Origin of the sequence: Bradyrhizobium betae (assembly GCF_050632175.1) — a bacterium.
Classification (GTDB): Bacteria; Pseudomonadota; Alphaproteobacteria; order Rhizobiales; family Xanthobacteraceae; genus Bradyrhizobium; species Bradyrhizobium betae_B.
On sequence record NZ_CP192576.1, the window covers coordinates 998,164 to 1,016,129 of the forward strand.

Here is a 17,966-nt window from a genome sequence, read left to right on the forward strand (position 1 = left end):
TTAAGGGAATTCGGGGCTCGTATTGCAATGCCTGTCGCCAATCTGAAGTCTCATCTTGCCGCCGCGATGCGGCTGTTTCGCGTCACGGACGACCCGGACCTGACGCGCGCGCAGTTTGACGCCTTCGCCAAGCAGATCCCGCTGCTTTACTTCATCCTGATCACCAACACGGTCGCGGTGGCTTATACCTACGTGCCGTTGGCGCCGCTCCTGCTGAGCGTGGTCGTCCCCGCGATATTGATCGCGGTGGCGGCCTTTCGGGCCTTCTGGTGGCTGCGCCCGCGCCGTTTCGTGCACAGCGACGCCGACATCATGCGCAACCTACGGCTCACCAACTGGATCGCCGCGCCGATCGCGGCAGGTTTCACGGCGTGGTCGTTTGCCCTCTATCCCTACGGTGACCCCTTCGCCAAGAGCCAAGTCGCCTTCTACATGGCTGTGACGGTGATCGGCTGCATCTTCAGCCTGATGCATCTGCGATCGGCCGCCTTGATCGTGACGCTCGTCGTGGACGTGCCCTATGTGTTGTTCTACTTTGCCACCGGCGAGCAGCACTCAAGGCGATGGCCGTCAACAACCTGCTCGTCACCGGCGCGATGGTGACGGTATTGTTCATCTACTATCGCGACTTCGCCGATCTCGTCGCCAGTCGCAAGTCGCTGCTCGCGCAGCAGGCAGCGACGCAAGCGCTATCGGACGAGAACTTCCGCCTCGCCAATCTGGATTCGCTCACCGAGCTGCCGAACCGCCGCCGTTTCTTCGCGGAGCTATCGAGCGCCTTCGCTGACGCCGAGCGCAGAAAGGTTCGCGTCGCGGTCGGGATCATCGACCTCGACGGCTTCAAGCCGATCAACGATAATTACGGGCACTCGGTCGGTGACCGCGTCCTGATCGAGGCGGGCCGTCGCATCCGCGAGGTCTGCGAGGGCTTTGGTCCGCAGCGGGTGGAATTCGCCCGGCTCGGAGGCGACGAGTTCGGCCTCGTCGTGTGCGGCGACCCCGACGATGTGGACCTGACCCGGCTCGGCGAACGCATCGGCGACCAGGTCAAGCTGCCTTACCAGCTCGATACTGCCCATACCGGCTTGTCCTGCTCGATCGGTTTTGCGCTGTTTCCTCAATCGGCGACGACGGCGGAAGCGCTCTATGAGTGCGCCGACTATTCGCTCTATCACGCCAAACGCCATCTGCGCGGCCGCACCGTGATCTTCTCGAGCGAACTCGAAGCCGAGATCCGCAGCCGTGGCGTCATCGAGAACTTGCTGCGTATTGCTGATTTCAACACCGAGATGGACCTCGTGTTTCAGCCGATCGTGGACGCCATGAGCGAGCACACCGCCGGCTTCGAGGTCCTCGCACGCTGGCGCAGCTCCCGCCTCGGTCTGGTCTCGCCGGCCGACTTCATTCCGGCCGCCGAGCGTATCGGCCTGATCCGGCCGCTGACGCAGGTGCTGCTTGGGCGCGCACTGGCGATCGCCAGGACCTGGCCGGACGACATCCGCCTGTCGTTCAATCTCTCCGCTCACGACGTCTGCGCGGCCGAGGGCATCCTACCGCTGATATCCATCATCGAGAAAAGCGGCGTGCCGCCCCACCGGATCGATTTCGAGATCACCGAGACCGCCGTCACGTTCGATTTCGTGCGCGCGCAGCAGTCGATCGCGACGCTGAAGGCCATGGGCTGCGGCATTTCGCTCGACGATTTCGGTACCGGCTATTCCTCTCTGAGCCACGTGCACCGGCTGCCGCTCGACAAGATCAAGGTCGACCGCAGCTTCGTCGCGGACCTCAACGACAACCCGGTGAGCCACAAGATCATCAAATCACTCGCGGGCCTGTGCGACGATATGGAAATTGCCTGCGTTGCGGAGGGCGTGGAGACCCGCGCCCAGCTCGAAGGCCTGCGCCGGCTCGGATGCGACTTCATCCAGGGCTATTATTTCGCAAAGCCCATGCCTGCCGATGCGATTGACGATTATCTCGCCAAGGAACGGCAGCGGCTCGGCGGCGCCGGGGCCAAGGTCGTGGCCTGAGACCACTCACACCGCGCAGTAGCGCTCCTGGATGTCCTTGTCGGCCAGCAGCGCCGCGGCGCTGCTCTCATACACGACTTCGCCCTGATCGATGATCACGGCGCGGTCGGCGAGCCGCAGCGCCCATTCGACGTTCTGCTCGACCAGCAGCAGCGTCTTGCCTTCGTCACGCAGGCGGCGGAACAGCACGCCCATCTCCTCGACCAGAACAGGCATGATGCCTTCCGAGGGCTCGTCGAGCAGAATCATTCTTGGCTTGCCGATCAGCGCGCGGGCGATCGCCAGCATCTGCTGCTCGCCACCCGACAGCGTCACGCCCTCCTGATCAAGGCGCTCCTTGAGGCGCGGAAAGGTTTCGGCGATCTCGTCGATCGCCGCGCGCTCCTCGATGTCGCTGCCGGCTGCGACCAGGCCAAGACGAAGGTTCTCGCGCACAGAGAGCCCGGGAACGATGCGTCGCTCCTCGGGCACGTAGGCCAGACCGAGATGAAACCGCTGATGGGCGCGGAGCGACAGCAGCTCCCTGCCAGCAAAGCGCACGCGACCCGTGGCCTTCGGCATCAGACCCATCATGGCCCGCAGGGTCGTGGTCTTGCCGGCACCGTTGCGGCCGACGAGAGCGACCACTTCGCCCGGATTCACGTGCAGGGAGATGCCGTGGAGGATGTGACTCGCGCCATACCAGGCGTGGAGATCATTGATTTCGAGCAGCGCGGTCTCAGCCATAGCCTTCACTCTGTCCGAGGTAGACCCGGCGGACTTCCGGGTTGCTCCTGATCTCGTCGGGCGCGCCGTCGGCAAGCAGGCGGCCGTGATGCAGCACCACGACGCGCTTGGACAGGCCCAGCACCATCTTCATCTTGTGCTCGACGAGGAGGACGGTGCGCTTCTCGGCAAGGCGTTCGAGCAGCGCGACCATGTCCTTGGTTTCCTCCGGACCCATGCCGGCGGTCGGCTCGTCCAGCAACAGCAGCTCGGGCTCGGAGACCAGCGCGATCGCGATCTCCAGCGCACGCTGCTGGCCATGCGACAGGAACTTTGCAAGTTCGCTGCGCTTGGGGAGCAGCCCGACGGCGTCAAGCGCAGCGTCGGCGCGCGCGCTCAGCTCGGTCAGTCGGGCGCGGTTGCGCCAGATGTCGTAGCTCACGGTCAACGCCTGCGCCGCGACGCGGACATTCTCGTGCACGGACAGGTCCGGAAAGATGTTGGTGATCTGGTAGGAACGCGAGATACCCTGATGCACGAAGCGGTGCTGTGGCAAACCGTTCAGCTCGCGTCCCCGAAAGTGCAGCTTGCCTGAACTCGGGGTTAGCGCGCCGGAGAGGATGTTGAAGAAGGTGCTCTTGCCGGCGCCGTTCGGCCCGATGATCGAAGTAAGCTGTCCCGCCTTAAAGGACACAGTGATGCCCTCAAGCGCAACGAAGCCGCCAAAGCGCTTGCCGATCCCCTCGACGCAAAGCAGTTCGCCGTTCATGACCGCGCCTTTCCGATGCCGAGAGCGTCGAGCAGCGTGCCCCAGATACCCTTGGGCAGGAACAGCACAAACAGGACGAAGATCGCGCCGACGAAGATCTGCCAGTGCGGCGTCCAGAGCGAAATGACGTCCTCCAGGATCAGGAAGCTCGCCGCCCCAACGAAGGGCCCGAAGAAGCTGCGCGCACCACCGAGCAGCACCATCATCACGATCATGCCGGAGGTCTGGTAGTGCAAGAGGTCCAGCGGCACGATCGACAGATGCAGCGCCAGCATGCAGCCGCCGAGCGAGGAGATCGCGCCCGACAGCATGAACACGATCAGCTTGCTGCGCTCGACGTCATAGCCGCAGGCCCGCGCCCGCTGCTCGTTCTCGCGGATGGCCTCGATCACGGCGCCGAATGGCGAATTCAGGATCCGCGACTGGAACCACATCGCGAGCGCCGCGAAGGCCATCAGCACGTAATATTTGTTGACGGGGTCGAGGAAGTTGACCTGAAAGCCGAAAAGACTGATGCGGTCGACCGTGAATCCGCGCAGGCCGTTCTCGCCGCCGGTGAAGGAGGAGGCCTGCAGCGCGACGTAATAGACCAGCTGGGCCAGCGCCAATGTCACCATGGAGAAATAGATGCCCCGGGTGCGCGTCGAGACCATGCCGATCGCGGCGGCGAGGCAGGTGCTGAGGAGGACGGCGATCGGTACCGCAGCAAACCAGGGCATGCCGTAGCGGCCGATGGCAATGCCGGTGAAGTAGGCGCCGGCGCCGAAGAACGCCGCCTGGCCGAACGACAGCAGCCCGGTGTAGCCGAACAGAAGATTGTAGCCCATCACCACGACACCGTAGATCAGGACGTTGACGGCGAGTGCCTGCGACGGCAGCAGCCAGGGGAGCACCGCCAGCACCGCAATCGACAGCAGCACGCGCTGCTCAAGCAGCCAGCCGAGTCCGCTGGACACCGGTTTGGCGACCGCTTCGCCGCTCGATGGTGACGTCACGCGGTCCTCCCTCTCACGCCGAATAGGCCCTCCGGACGGATCAGCAGCACCACCGCCATCAGCGCGAACATCACGATGGTCGCCATTTCAGGGGCAAACAGCGCGACCAGGCTGATGGAAATGCCGACCATCAGGCCGGCCACGACCGCGCCGACGATCGAGCCGAGCCCGCCGATCACGGTCACCACGAAGGCCTCCGCCAGCACCAGCGAGCCCATCTCCGGATGGACGCTGCGCATGGGCCCCGCGAGCACGCCGCCGAGCGCGGCAAGGCCGACGCCGAGCCCGAAGATCGCCAGCCAGACCCGGCCAATATCGACACCGAGCACCTGCATGATGGTGGGATCGCGAGCGCCGGCGCGCACGATCAGGCCGACGCGGGTCTTCTCCAGCGTGAGCCAGAGCGCCAGCAGCACCACCGCGACCAGCGCGATGACGAACAACCGGTAGCGCGGGAAGAACCCGATGCCGAGATCAAGCACGCCGACCAGCTGCGGCGGGGTCGGAAACGGAATGCCGTCGCTGCCGAACACGATGCGCACGCCCTCGACCAGGATGTAGCTCAGTCCGAAGGTGAGCAGCAGCGGATCGTCGATCGAACGTCCATAAAGCCTGCGGATCAGGACGAACTCGATCAGCATGCCGAAGGCGCCGATCAGGATGGGGGCGAGCAAGAGCCCCCACCAGAAGCTGCCGGTGAGCGATGCCAGATACAGCCCCGCATAGGCCCCGATCATGAACAGCGCGCCATGGGCGAAATTGACCACCCCCAACATGCCGAACACGATCGTCAGTCCAAGCGCAGTGATCACGAGGACCGCGCCAAGCGCGATCCCGGAGAGAAGCTGCATAATGATCAGCGACAGGTCCATGGTAACAGGCTTCAGGTCGCGTGACCGAGCTCGCTGCAGCTGCGCAGCATGTCGTCGGAACCTGCGTCATTGGCCAGGATCGCGAACAGATCGTTGTCGTTGGCCATGGCGGACTTCTTCTTGGATTCCAGCACCAGCACCGACTGCACCGATTGGTGATCGCATTTGCGGTAATGCTGAGGCCCCTTGGTCAAATCATATTGCAACTTCTCCAGGGCATCGACGACCTTGTCTGTGTCGGTGCCACCGGCGGCCTGCATCGCAGCCAGCAACGATCCGACGCCGGAATAGCCATAGGCGCCGTAGTCGGTCGGGATCGCGCCGCCATTGGCGGCCTTGAACGCCGCGTTGAAGCTGGCTGCCGACTTGCTCTGCGTCTCCAGGCCCCAGAAATAGTTGGAGCCGCCGACGACGCCCTCGAACACGTCGGGGCCGACCGCAAGGCGCTGGTTGTGCAGGATGACGGGCACGACGATCTTCATCTGCTGCTTGACGCCGAAATCCACCGCCTGCTTGATCGCGTTGGCCTGGTCTCGGCCGAAATTGGAAATGCAGAGCACATCCGGCCGTAGCGACATCAGGCGCGGCATGAAGGTGGAATAGTCGGCCGCACCGAACGGATGCAGTATCTCGCCGACGGTATCGGCGCCGATCGCTGTCTGCGCGCGCTTGAAGCCACGCAGCATCTCGTGGCCATAGGCATAGTCGGCGACGAGGTGGGCGACCTTCATACCCTTCTTCAGGGTCTGCCGCGCCACGGCGGCGGTGGTCATGTGCGGATTGAGCGCCTCGTGGAAGGTGTACTTGCTGAAATCCTTGGCCTCGTTGATGGTGTCGGACTGGCTGATCGAGACGTAGATCACGCCACGGGCGCGCGTGACCTCGTTGACCGCGAGCTGCACGGCGCTGGAGAGCGCGCCGACCACGGCATGAACCTTGTCCTTCTCGATCAACTCGAGGGTACGGGTCGCGGCTTCGCCCGCGTTGAGCTTGTCGTCCCGCACCAGGAGCTCGACCTTGCGGCCGCCGACGCCGCCCTTGTCATTGACGAGCTTGACGGCGAGCTCGGCGCATTTGACCTGGTCGCGCGCTTCAGCAGCGAACGGGCCGGTGAGCGGGGTCGGAAAGCCGATTCGGATCGTCTCGTCAGCGGCGCGGCCGAGACGGGGCATGGCGAGCAGGGCCGCGCCGGCCGACAGGCCGGCGAGCGCGGTGCGGCGGGTGATCTTCGAAGTCGAACCGGATTTTGGCATGAGTTCCTCCAATTGTCTTTTTCTAGAAACGCTTCAGGGCTTTCAGGACTTTTGTCGGCGTGATCGGAATCGAATTGATCGTCGCATCGAACGGCAAGAGCGCGTCGTTGACGGCGTTGAGCACACAGGCGGACGCAGCCGCCGTGCCGGCCTCGCCAACCCCTTGGCGCCGAGCTCAGTGTCTGCGGTCGGCGTCTCGACGTGGCCGATGACGATGTCGGGCATTTCCATCGGCATCGGCACGAGGTAGTCGGCCAGCGAGCCGTTCATCAACTGGCCGGTCTCGCTGTAGCGGCACTCCTCGAACAGCGCCGCGCCCAGCCCCTGCACGATGCCGCCGCGCAGCTGCTCGTCCACCAGCATCGGATTGATGACGCGGCCGCAATCCTCGACGATGAAATGCTTCAGCACCTTGATGAAGCCGGTCTCGACATCGACCTCGAGCGAGCAGCCCTGGATGCCGTTGGTGAAGGCGAAGGGATAGCCCTGCGGGGCGAAGTGATGGCTGACGGTGAGCTGCGCCTGCGTGCCGGGCGGCAGCGTATCGGAGCGGAAATAGGCGATGCGCGCGATCTCGGAGATCGGCATGCGCTGGTTCCGCGTCACCGCATCGACGACTTCGCCGTCGATGATGTCGAGCGACGACGGCTGCTCCTGGAGGATCAGCGCGGCGATCTCCAGAATGTTGCGCTTGAGCGCGCGCGTGGCCTGCAGCGCGGTCTCGCCGCCGATGCCGGCACCGCGGCAGGCCCAAGTCGCGCCGCCATGCGGCGTCACCTCGGTATCCCCGGTGATGACCTTGACGTGCTCCTGCGCGAGGCCGAGCTGGTCGGCCACGATTTGGCTGATGATGGCCTCGGTGCCCTGCCCCTGCTCGGTGACCGAGATCAGGCAGCGCACCTCGCCCGACGGTGTCAGGCTGAGGATCGCGCCGTCCTGCGAGGAGATGCGCGCGCCGCCGACGCCGTAAAACGCCGGGCTCGGATTGGTGATCTCGACAAAAGTGGCGATGCCGATGCCACGGTGGACCCCGTGCTTGCGCAACTCCGCCTGCTCGGCGCGCAGCGTGTCATAATCCATCATCTCGTGCAGGCGCTTCAGGCAGGCCTGATGCGACAGCGCCTCGAAGCGGTAGCCAGTCGGCGAGGTCTGCGGATAGGCGTCGTCGGCGATCACGTTCCGCGCACGGATCGCGAAGGGATCGAGGCTTAGTTTCGCCGCGGCGATGTCGACCAGCCGCTCGGTGACGGCGCAGGCGATGGGATGTCCGACCGCCCGGTACTGGCTGGTCTGAACCTTGTTCTGGAAGATCACCTCGAGCGTGGCGCGGTAGTTCTTGAAGCGGTAGGGCGCGCCCATCAGGCGGATCACCTGGTTGCCCTCGACCACGCTGGTGCGCGGATAGGTCGAGAACGCACCGATCGCGGTGAGGTCCACGACGTCCATCGCCAGGATCTCGCCCTTGGCATCGAGCGCCATGCGGGCATGGACGCGATGGTCGCGCGCGTGGATGTCGGAGACGAAGGACTCGATGCGGTCGGCGACGTATTTGACGGGACGGCCGAGCAGGATCGAGAGGCCGACCACCGCCATGTCTTCGTGATAGACATGCAGCTTCATCCCGAAGGAGCCGCCGATATCGGTCGCGATGACGCGAACGCGGGCTTCCGGGATGCCATAGTGGCGCGAATAGAGGTCCTGGAACTGATAGGGCGTTTGCGTGCCGTGATGCACCGTGAGCGCGCCGGCGGCGGGATCATAATCAGCGACGATCGCGCGCGGCTCCAGCGTCACCGCGGTATGGCGGCCAAAGGAGAGCTCCTCCTCCACCACATGGGCCGCATGCGCAAAGGCCTCGTCGACCGCGCCGCTGTCCAGCTCGCTGCGGAAGCAGACATTGTTGACGCTATCGGGATTGATCCGCGGTCCGCCGGGCTCTCGTGCGCCGTCGATGTCGACGACGAGAGGCAGCTCCTCGTAGCCGACCTCAATCAATTCCAGAGCGTCTTCCGCGACCGCCCGGCTGTCGGCGACGACGGCGACCACCGCCTGCCCAGCCCAGACCACGCGGTCCAGCGGCAGCGGCAATTGCGGTGCCGAGGTCATGCCCTTGAAATGATCGAGCGTGCCGGTCCAGGGTGTGCAGATCTTGGCGAGATCAGCGCCGACGGCGACGAGATGCACACCTTCGAGGGCGCGCGCCTGCTCGACGTCGATGGCAACGATCTTCGCATGCGCATAGGGACTACGCAGGAAGGCGGCATACAGCATGCGCGGCAGCCGGAGGTCGCTGATATAGCACCCGCGCCCGGCAAGGAGCCGCTTCGCGTTGGGCCGCGGCACGGAGCGGCCAATGTAAGAATTCGGCCGATCGAGCGAGATCAGCGGCGCACTCATGTCGCGCCTCCCTCTTCGCTGCGTGCCTTGGCGACGGCATCGATGGCGTCGATGATTGCCTCATAGCCGGTGCAGCGGCAGTAATTGCCCGACAGCGCGTCGCGGATCTCTTCGCGGCTCGGCCGCGCGACTTGCGACAGCAGCTCATGGGCGTTGACCAGCATGCCCGGCGTGCAGAAGCCGCATTGCAGCGCGTTCCGGCGATGGAATTCGTCCTGGAGATCGGCGATCGCCCCGCTCTCGGTCAGGCCTTCGATGGTGTCGATCTTCGCGCCATCGGCCTGCACCGCGAACATCAGGCAGGAATGCACGGCCCGGCCGTCGAGCTGCACCAGACAGGCGCCGCAGGCGCCCATCTCGCAGCCGGCATGCGTGCCCGTCAGTTCGAGCGAGTTGCGCAGGCAATCGACCAGCGTCTCGCGCGGCGCGACCTCGCATGCGACCTTTCTGCCATTGACGACGAAGCGGACCCGCACGGTCTCGTCCACATCATCCAGAAGCGTCTCGTCGAAGCCGCTCATGCGCCCTCACCAAGACGCCCGAGCAGGCGACCAAGCAGCACGCGGGCGAGATGCAGCCGCATCGCGGACGGCACTTCATCGCTGTCAGGCGGCGCGAGATCCCCTTCGAGCGCGGCTTGCGCGGCAGCGATACGGCCCGCATCGAGGCTGGCGCCGATCAGAGTTGCCTCGGTCCCTTCACCCTCGTCGGCGTATTGCCGACCGAGAAGAAGGAGATGCGGATATCGTCGATGCGGTTGCCGGCGCAAGTCGCGAGCAGGCCGCATCCGACCAGCGCGTAGTCGCCGCGCCGCCGCGCCAGCTCGTCGAACGCAAAGCGCTGGTCCGCCCTGAACAGCGGGACATGGATCGCGGTGATCAATTCGCCGGGCTGCAACGCGGTCTCGAACAGGTCGATGAAGAAGTCGTCGGCCTTGACGCGCCGGTGGCCTGCGGGGCCCACGATCTCGATCTCGGCATCCAGCGCCAGAATCATCGCCGGAAATTCAGACGCCGGATCGGCCAGTGCGACGCTGCCGCCAAGCGTGCCGCGGTTGCGGATCGCGGGATGGGCGACGTAGGGGGCCGCGGCGTGCAGCAGCGGCGCGAATTCGGCGATCAGCGGCTCGCTCAGCATCTCGCAATGGCGCGTCAGTGCCCCGATGCGCAGATAGCTGCCTTCGCGCCTGACGCCGCGCAGCGCGTCGATGTGGGTAATGTCGATCAGCAGCCGCGGCGCCTGCAGCCGTAGCGACAGGGCCGGCACCAGGCTCTGGCCGCCGGCAATGAAACGCGCATCGTCGCCGGCGCGCGCATGAGCGTCGAGCGCCTGGTCGATCGTCGCCGCACGAAAATAGCTGAAAGCCCTCGCCTTCACTGCCGTTTCCTCGATATCCATCGGCTCACCAGCCGGGATGCCAGATTTGTAACCATCTGGTCTCAAAATCCTGACACGGCGCCAAGGAGCGGTCAACAGGAAATGACCATTTGGTCACAAATGCGCCTTGAGCTATGAAGGCAGCCAGACGTTCGATTCAGCGACGAAATGGCCCGAAAACCGCACAAACCAGCGAAGCGACCGATCCGGAAGCGGACCCAGACCGGCAAGTCCGCGCCAAAGCGCCGCAACATGCGCGCCGCCGACCGCGAGCGCGCGATTGTCGACGAGGCGATCCGCTTCTTTGCCGAGCGCGGCTTCGAGGGCCAGACTCGCGAGCTCGCCAAGCGCATGGGCATCACGCACTCGGCGATCTATCGTCACTTCCCCAGCAAGGAAGCGCTGATCGAGCGCGTCTACCAGGAGGTCTATCTCAGCCGCTGGTCGCCCGATTGGGGTCCGATGATCCGCGACCGCGCGCTGCCGCTGGAAGCGCGGCTGACGCGCTTCTATCTCGATTACGTCGAGCGCGTATTTGAGTACAATTGGGTGCGGATCTTCGTCTTCTCCGGCATGAAGTCGTTCGGCATCGCCGGCCGCTATCTCGACATCGTCCGCCGCGAGATCATCGAGCCGGCGGCAGCCGAGCTGCGCCACGATCTGAAGCTCCCGGATGCGAAGGCCCATCCACTGAGCGAGCGCGAGACCGAGCTGTTCTGGGGCCTGCACGGCCGCATCTTCTATCTCGCCATCCGCAAATTCATCTACGAGACGCCGATCCCGTCCGATCTCGACGCGATCGTCCGCGACGCCGTCCAGACCTTCATGGAGGGCGCGAAGACGACGATGCCGAAGCTGCTGGAGGGCGGCTAGCTATTTCGCCAGGCTCGGCAGATCGAGCCCCTTGTCACGGGCGCAATCGATCGCGGTCTCATAGCCCGCATCCGCATGGCGCATGACGCCGCTGGCGGGATCGTTCCACAGCACGCGCTCGATCCGCTTTGCCGCCTCAGGCGTGCCGTCCGCAACGATCACCATGCCCGCATGCTGCGAATAGCCGATGCCGACGCCGCCGCCATGGTGCAGCGACACCCAGGTCGCACCGCTGGCGCAATTGAGCAGCGCGTTGAGCAGAGGCCAGTCGGACACCGCATCCGATCCGTCCTTCATCGCCTCGGTCTCGCGGTTGGGACTCGCCACCGAGCCGCTGTCGAGATGATCGCGGCCGATCACGATCGGCGCTTTCAGCTCGCCGCGCGCCACCATCTCGTTGAAGGCAAGGCCGAGGCGATCACGATCGCCAAGACCGACCCAGCAGATCCGCGCCGGCAGGCCCTGGAACTTGATGCGCTCCCTCGCCATATCGAGCCAATTGTGCAGATGCTTGTCGTCAGGCATCAGCTCCTTGACCTTGGCGTCGGTCTTGAAGATGTCCTCGGGATCGCCCGACAGCGCAGCCCAGCGGAATGGCCCGATGCCGCGGCAGAACAGGGGGCGGATGTAAGCAGGCACGAAGCCGGGGAAATCGAAGGCGTTCTTCAGGCCCATGTCCTGCGCCATCTGGCGAATGTTGTTGCCATAGTCGAGCGTCGGAATGCCCTGCGCGTGGAAATCCAGCATGGCCTGCACGTGCTCGACCATCGAAAGCTTCGATGCGCGCTCAACCGCCTTGGGATCGGACGCGCGCCTGGCTTCCCAATCGGCCAGTGTCCAGTCCTTCGGCAAATAGCCGTTGATCGGATCATGCGCGCTGGTCTGGTCGGTGACGATGTCGGGCTTGACGCCGCGCCGCACCAACTCGGGAAAGATCTCGGCGGCATTGCCGAGCAGGCCGACAGAGACCGCTTTCTTCGTCTTCGCGGCCTCCGCCATGATCGCAAGCGCCTCGTCGAGCGTTGCCGCCTGACGATCGAGATAGCCTGTGCGCAAGCGCATCTCGATGCGGCTCGGCTGGCACTCGACCGCGAGCATCGAGGCCCCCGCCATGGTCGCCGCCAGCGGCTGCGCGCCGCCCATGCCACCGAGGCCGGCGGTGAGAATCCATTTGCCGGCGAGGCTGCCGCCATAGTGACGACGGCCGACCTCGACAAACGTCTCGTAGGTGCCCTGCACGATGCCCTGGCTGCCGATATAGATCCACGAGCCCGCGGTCATCTGCCCGTACATCATCAGGCCCTTGCGATCGAGTTCGTTGAAATGATCGAGCGTCGCCCAATGCGGCACGATGTTGGAGTTCGCGATCAGCACGCGCGGCGCATCGGCATGGGTGCGGAACACACCGACCGGCTTGCCCGACTGCACCAGCAGCGTCTCGTCGCCTTCGAGCTTGCGCAGCGCGTCCGTAATCCGGTCAAAACTCTCCCAGTCGCGCGCGGCGCGGCCGATGCCGCCATAGACCACGAGCTCGCTCGGGCGCTCCGCCACATCGGGATCGAGATTGTTCATGAGCATGCGCAAAGGCGCTTCCGTCAGCCAGCTCTTGGCGCTGATCTCGCTGCCGCGCGGCGAGCGGATGGTGCGGTCGTTGTCCAGTCGGCGGTTCATGAGGACCTCTTCGGCGAGCCTTGTTCAATCAAGTTCTGGAAACGGATCATTTGACAGCGCAGCGATCGCCTCAGCCGGCAGGACACCGGCCTCGATCAGCGCCGCGGCCCTGGCGAGATCGCCGGCCATGTAGCGGTCAGCGCCGAGTGCTGGCACCTGCTCGCGAAGGGCGGCAATGACTGCAACGAGCGGCGCGCTGGTCGCATGCGGCGCTCGCAGCGTGACGCCTTGGGCGGCGACCAGCAGCTCGATACCCAAGATGGCGGCGAGATTATCAGCCATATCGGACAGGCGTCGCGCGGCATGCGCGGCCATCGAAACATGGTCTTCCTGGTTGGCGCTGGTCGGCGTCGAATCGATCGAGCAGGCCGCCGCACGCTGCTTGTTCTCGGCATAGAGCGCGGCCGCGGTCACCTCCGCGATCATGAAGCCGGAATTGATGCCAGGATCGGGCGTGAGAAATGGCGGCAGTCCGAAATTCAGCGCCGGGTCAACCAGCGTCGCGATCCGCCGCTCGCTGATCGCGCCGATCTCCGACAACGCGAGCGCGATAGAGTCGGCGGCAAACGCAACCGGCTCGGCATGGAAGTTACCGCCGGAGACGATCTCGCCGGTCTCGACCAGTACGAGAGGATTGTCGGTGACCGCATTGGCTTCGATGATCAGCGTGCGTGCGGCCTGCGTGATCAGATCGAGCGCCGCCCCCGTGACCTGCGGCTGGCAGCGCAGGCAATAAGGGTCCTGCACGCGCTCATCGCCTTCGAGATGCGACAAGCGGATATCGCTGCCATCGAGCAGCGCCATCAACGTAGCGGCCGCGGCGATCTGCCCGGGATGACCGCGCAGCGCCTGGATTTCGGGACGGAACGGCGCCGTCGAGGCCATCGCCGCATCCACCGACAACGCACCGGTCACGAGTGCGGCGCGAGCCAAGCCAAATGCGCGCAGCACGCCGGAGATGGCGTAAGCGGTCGAGAACTGCGTACCGTTGATCAGCGCGAGCCCTTCCTTGGGACCCAGCGTCAGCGGCGCGAGGCCGGCAGCGGCGAGCGCCTCGTGGCCGGGCACGATCCTGCCGCCAACGATCGCCTGCCCCTCTCCGATCATCACGGCCGTCATGTGCGCGAGCGGCGCGAGATCGCCGGATGCGCCGACCGATCCCTGCTGCGGCACCAGCGGATAGACACCGCGCCCGAGCATGGCCTGCAGCTGTTCGACCACCTCGCGGCGCACGCCAGAAGCCCCACGCCCGAGCGATACGATCTTCAGCGCCATCATCAGCCGGACGATCGGCTCCGGCGTCGCCGCACCGACGCCGCAACAATGCGAGACGATGAGGTTGCCCTGGAGCAGCGCGGTCTGATCCGGCGGAATGCGCTTTGACGCCAGCTTTCCGAAACCGGTGTTGATGCCGTACACAGGTTGGCTGGCTTGCGCGGCCTTCGCGACGATCTCGGCTGCGGCGTCGACGCGCGGCCAGAACGATGGATCGAGGGCGACGGGTGCGCCCGCCAGCACGCCCGCGAGATCGTCGAGGCTGACCGTTCCCGGCTTGACGACGATTGCTGCGCCCTGCTCCCTCACTGTCCCCTCCACACTCGCCGATGCAGCGGATTGAACCCGATGCGGTAAACGAGTTCCGCCGGCCGCTCGATATCCCAGATTGCGAGATCGCACCATTTGCCGGCTTCAAGCGTGCCGGTCTCAGCGAGCACGCCGAGCGCCCGTGCACCTTCGCGGGTGACGCCCGCAAGGCATTCGGCCACGTTCATCCGGAACAGCGTCGCACCCATGTTCATCGCCAGCAGCAGCGACGTCAGCGGCGAGCTGCCGGGATTGCAGTCGGTCGCGAGCGCCATGTGCACGCCGTGCTTGCGAAACGCCTCGACCGGCGGCTTCTGCGTCTCGCGAATGAAATAGAAGGCACCCGGCAGCAGCACCGCCACCGTTCCGGCGGTCGCCATCGCGGCAGCGCCGGTCTCGTCGGTGTGTTCGAGATGATCGGCAGATAGTGCGGAGAATTTTGCGGCGAGCGCCGCGCCGCCGAGGTTCGACAATTGATCCGCATGAAGCTTGACCGGTAGTCCAAGCGCCCTTGCGGCCTGGAACACACGCGCGGTCTGCTCACCGGAAAACGCGATGCCTTCCATGAAGGCATCGACGGCATCGGCAAGGCCGAGCTTTGCAACGGCCGGCAGCATCTCCTTGCACACCAGATCGATGTAGCGGTCCTTATCGCCATCGGCTTCCACCGGCAGCGCATGCGCGCCGAGGAACGAGGTGCGGATCGCAACCGGACGCTGACGGCCGAGGCTCCGCGCGGCAGCGAGCTGGCGCATCTCGGTCTGCGTATCGAGGCCATAGCCGGACTTGATCTCGACCGTGGTGGCGCCCTCGCCTATCAGCGCATCGAGCCGCGGCAGCGCGCTCGCGACCAGTTCGGCCTCGCTTGCCTTGCGGGTCGCGGCCACCGTCGAGACGATGCCGCCGCCGGCGCGCGCGATCTCTTCGTAGCTCGCGCCCTTCAGGCGCAGCTCGAACTCGTGCGCACGGTTGCCGCCATAGACGAGATGAGTATGGCAATCGACGAGCCCCGGCGTGACCCAGCGCCCCTCGCAATCGATGCGCTTGATCGCATCCGCATCAATAGGGAAATCCGCCGCGGCACCCGCATAGACGATGTGACCGCCGCGCGCGGCGATCACGCCATGCTCGATCGCGCCGAGATCGGGACGGTCGGCCCGCATTGTGGCGAGCCGGGCGTTGTGCCAGATCCGGTCGAAGCGCTCTGCCATGAAGGTCTCCCTTCGCCAATATGCCTGCGTCTTGGGATGCTTGACTTATATGTCTAGACATATAATCGTGGGGCGGTTCTGTCCAGCCGGTGTAAGCATGACCCGACTGCATTTCGCCTCCGCGCTCCTGCCTTCGGGCTGGGCCAATGACGTGCAGGTGTTGATCACCGCCGGCGCGATCGCGGAGGTGACGCCGGGCGTGCTGCCTGCCGCCGGCGACGAGCGCCACGCAATCGCGCTGCCGGGATTGGCGAGCCTGCACAGCCACGCCTTCCAGCGCGGCATGGCGGGCCTTGCAGAGCTGCGCGGCGACTCCACCGACACGTTCTGGACCTGGCGCGAGACGATGTACCGCTTCGCGCTGGCGATGACGCCGGATGACATGACTGCCGTTGCAACACTTCTATATGTCGAGATGCTGGAACAGGGGTTTACCCGCGTCGGCGAATTCCATTACCTGCATCACGATCGCGACGGCTCGCATTATGCCGACATCGGCGAGATGGCGGCGTGCATCGCGCAGGCTGCCGAAGCTTCAAGCATCGCGCTGACGCTGCTGCCGAGTTTTTATGCGCATGGCTCGTTCGGAGGCGCAGCCCCGCATGACGGCCAGCGTCGCTTCATCTGCTCCGTCGATCAATTCGCGAGACTGATGAGCGCTTCGCGCAAGGCGATCGCGTCATTACCGGGCGCCAATATCGGCGTCGCTCCGCACAGCCTGCGCGCGGTGACGCCGGACGAACTCGCGGCCATCGTTCCGCTTGCGGATGGCGGGCCGGTGCACATTCACGCCGCCGAGCAGGTGAAGGAAGTCGAGGATTGCCTCGCCTGGTCGGGCCGGCGTCCAGTGCAATGGCTGCTGGAGCACGCGCCTCTCGATCGTCGCTGGTGCCTCATTCACGCCACCCACACGACCGACGCGGAAATCGCTGCGTTCGCGAAGACCGGTGCGGTGGCGGGTCTCTGCCCCGTCACGGAAGCGAGCCTCGGCGACGGCATCTTTCCGGCGCGTGAGTTTCTCGCGGCCGGCGGCGCATTCGGTATCGGCACAGATTCCAACGTGCTGGTCGGCGTCGCCGACGAGCTGCGCCAGCTCGAATATGGCCAGCGCCTCAAGCATCGCCAGCGCAACGTGCTCTCCGGCGGCGCGGGTCGCTCGACAGGGCGCACGCTGTTCGACCACGCGCTCGCGGGCGGCGCACGAGCGCTGGCGCAGCCGACCATCGGCCTCATGCCGGGAGCGCGCGCCGATATCGTAACGCTCGACATTTCGCATCCATCACTGGCGGGGCGCACGCGCGACGCCGTGATCGACGGCTGGATCTTTGCCGCCGGCGGCGGCGTGATCGATTGCGTCTGGGCGGGCGGCGACAAGGTCGTCGAAGGCGGCCGGCACAGATTGCGGCAAGCTGCGCGCGAGCGCTTCAACGCATCGGTGCGGAGGCTCGTCGCATGAGCCTCGCGACCGACGCAGCCGACCAGCCGACGCTCTACAAGCGCATCCGCGCCGACATCGAGAAGCGGATCCTGACCGGCGAGTGGCCGCCGGGTCACCGCATTCCCTTCGAGCACGAATTGGTCGCGCGCTACGGCTGCTCGCGGATGACGGTGAACAAGGCGCTGTCCGAGCTCGCACAAGCCGACCTGATCGAGCGACGCCGGCGCGCCGGCTCCTTCGTGCGTCGTCCGCAACATCAGTCGGCAGTGCTGAAGATCGCGGACATGCGCGCAGAGATCACCTCGCTCGGCCGCAGCTATGGCTACGAACTGATGCACCGCAAGCTGCGCACGGCGACGGCCGCTGACCGTGAGCGCCTCGGCGTCAAGAAGGCGGGCAAGGTGGTCGCGATCGCCTGCCGCCATAGCGCCGACAACGTGCCGTTTGCCGTCGAGGACAGGCTGATCGATCTGTCATCCGTGCCGGATGCCGCGACCGCGGATTTCTCGCGCGAGCCTCCCGGTTCCTGGCTGCTTCATCATGTCCCATGGACAGAAGCCGAGCATACGATCAGCGCGATCGTTGCGGATGATCGCACGGCGGAAGCGCTCGACATTGCCGTCGGCGCCCCCTGCCTCGTGATCGACCGCTATACCTGGCGCAGCGCGCGCACCATTACCGCGGTGCGACTGCTCTATCCCGGTGACTCTCACCGCCTTGTCGCCCGATTCAAGGGAGGTTGAGAGGACGATGTCGGCACAAATCGTGCAACGCTTTCGGGCAACGGT

The 17,966-nt window shown here is 65.4% G+C and carries 12 protein-coding genes and 3 pseudogenes; 4 read left to right on the plus strand and 11 right to left on the minus strand.

The window, feature by feature from the left end; all coding sequences use genetic code 11:
- Nucleotides 1–27 precede the first annotated feature (27 nt).
- Nucleotides 28–2,033, plus strand: a pseudogene (locus ACQ86E_RS05110) (putative bifunctional diguanylate cyclase/phosphodiesterase).
- A 6-nt stretch (nt 2,034–2,039) separates the two neighbouring features.
- Here the strand turns inward: ACQ86E_RS05110 and ACQ86E_RS05115 are convergent.
- From ACQ86E_RS05115 to ACQ86E_RS05150, 8 genes and pseudogenes are all read right to left on the minus strand, one after another.
- Nucleotides 2,040–2,759, minus strand: coding sequence for an ABC transporter ATP-binding protein (locus tag ACQ86E_RS05115; RefSeq protein WP_431204483.1), 720 nt, complete (start codon nt 2,757–2,759; stop codon nt 2,040–2,042).
- On the minus strand, nt 2,752–3,507 hold the full coding sequence (locus tag ACQ86E_RS05120; RefSeq protein WP_431204484.1) for an ABC transporter ATP-binding protein: 756 nt from the start codon (nt 3,505–3,507) through the stop codon (nt 2,752–2,754). The genes ACQ86E_RS05115 and ACQ86E_RS05120 overlap by 8 nt, the downstream gene beginning before the upstream one ends.
- The gene (locus tag ACQ86E_RS05125) at nt 3,504–4,502 is read right to left on the minus strand and encodes a branched-chain amino acid ABC transporter permease (RefSeq protein ID WP_431204485.1); all 999 of its coding nucleotides are present in this window, start codon (nt 4,500–4,502) and stop codon (nt 3,504–3,506) included. The genes ACQ86E_RS05120 and ACQ86E_RS05125 overlap by 4 nt, the downstream gene beginning before the upstream one ends.
- Nucleotides 4,499–5,374, minus strand: a complete 876-nt coding sequence (locus tag ACQ86E_RS05130) for a branched-chain amino acid ABC transporter permease (RefSeq protein WP_431204486.1) — start codon at nt 5,372–5,374, stop codon at nt 4,499–4,501. Before ACQ86E_RS05130 ends, ACQ86E_RS05125 begins: the two co-directional genes overlap by 4 nt.
- Nucleotides 5,375–5,385: 11 nt before the next feature.
- A complete protein-coding gene (locus ACQ86E_RS05135) occupies nt 5,386–6,627 on the minus strand; it encodes an ABC transporter substrate-binding protein (protein ID WP_431204487.1) in 1,242 nt (413 codons plus the stop codon).
- A 22-nt stretch (nt 6,628–6,649) separates the two neighbouring features.
- Nucleotides 6,650–9,024, minus strand: a pseudogene (locus ACQ86E_RS05140) (xanthine dehydrogenase family protein molybdopterin-binding subunit).
- Nucleotides 9,021–9,545, minus strand: a complete 525-nt coding sequence (locus ACQ86E_RS05145) for a (2Fe-2S)-binding protein (protein WP_431204488.1) — start codon at nt 9,543–9,545, stop codon at nt 9,021–9,023. Before ACQ86E_RS05145 ends, ACQ86E_RS05140 begins: the two are co-directional and overlap by 4 nt.
- Nucleotides 9,542–10,401: pseudogene (locus ACQ86E_RS05150) on the minus strand (FAD binding domain-containing protein). The gene ACQ86E_RS05145 and the pseudogene ACQ86E_RS05150 overlap by 4 nt, the downstream one beginning before the upstream one ends.
- 252 nt (nt 10,402–10,653) lie before the next feature.
- On the opposite strand from ACQ86E_RS05150, the gene ACQ86E_RS05155 reads away from it, so the two are divergent.
- Nucleotides 10,654–11,274, plus strand: a complete 621-nt coding sequence (locus ACQ86E_RS05155) for a TetR/AcrR family transcriptional regulator (protein ID WP_431204489.1) — start codon at nt 10,654–10,656, stop codon at nt 11,272–11,274.
- On the opposite strand, the gene hutU is transcribed toward ACQ86E_RS05155, so the two are convergent.
- Genes hutU through hutI form a run of 3 tightly spaced genes read right to left on the minus strand, consistent with a single transcriptional unit; the run spans nt 11,275 to nt 15,740 of the window.
- On the minus strand, nt 11,275–12,945 hold the full coding sequence (gene hutU, locus ACQ86E_RS05160; RefSeq protein WP_431204490.1) for a urocanate hydratase: 1,671 nt from the start codon (nt 12,943–12,945) through the stop codon (nt 11,275–11,277). It lies immediately after the preceding gene.
- 24 nt (nt 12,946–12,969) lie between these two features.
- Nucleotides 12,970–14,529, minus strand: a complete 1,560-nt coding sequence (hutH, locus tag ACQ86E_RS05165; protein WP_431204491.1) for a histidine ammonia-lyase — start codon at nt 14,527–14,529, stop codon at nt 12,970–12,972.
- Complete coding sequence (gene hutI, locus ACQ86E_RS05170) at nt 14,526–15,740, minus strand: imidazolonepropionase (RefSeq protein WP_431204492.1); 1,215 nt, start codon at nt 15,738–15,740, stop codon at nt 14,526–14,528. Before hutI ends, hutH begins: the two co-directional genes overlap by 4 nt.
- A 97-nt stretch (nt 15,741–15,837) precedes the next feature.
- Here hutI and ACQ86E_RS05175 point away from each other — a divergent pair, with 97 nt between their 5' ends.
- Nucleotides 15,838–17,196 carry a formimidoylglutamate deiminase gene (locus ACQ86E_RS05175; RefSeq protein ID WP_431206401.1) on the plus strand — a complete coding sequence of 453 codons (1,359 nt, stop codon included), beginning with the start codon at nt 15,838–15,840 and terminating at the stop codon, nt 17,194–17,196.
- On the plus strand, nt 17,193–17,921 hold the full coding sequence (gene hutC, locus ACQ86E_RS05180; protein WP_431204493.1) for a histidine utilization repressor: 729 nt from the start codon (nt 17,193–17,195) through the stop codon (nt 17,919–17,921). The genes ACQ86E_RS05175 and hutC overlap by 4 nt, the downstream gene beginning before the upstream one ends.
- Nucleotides 17,922–17,966: the final 45 nt, after the last annotated feature.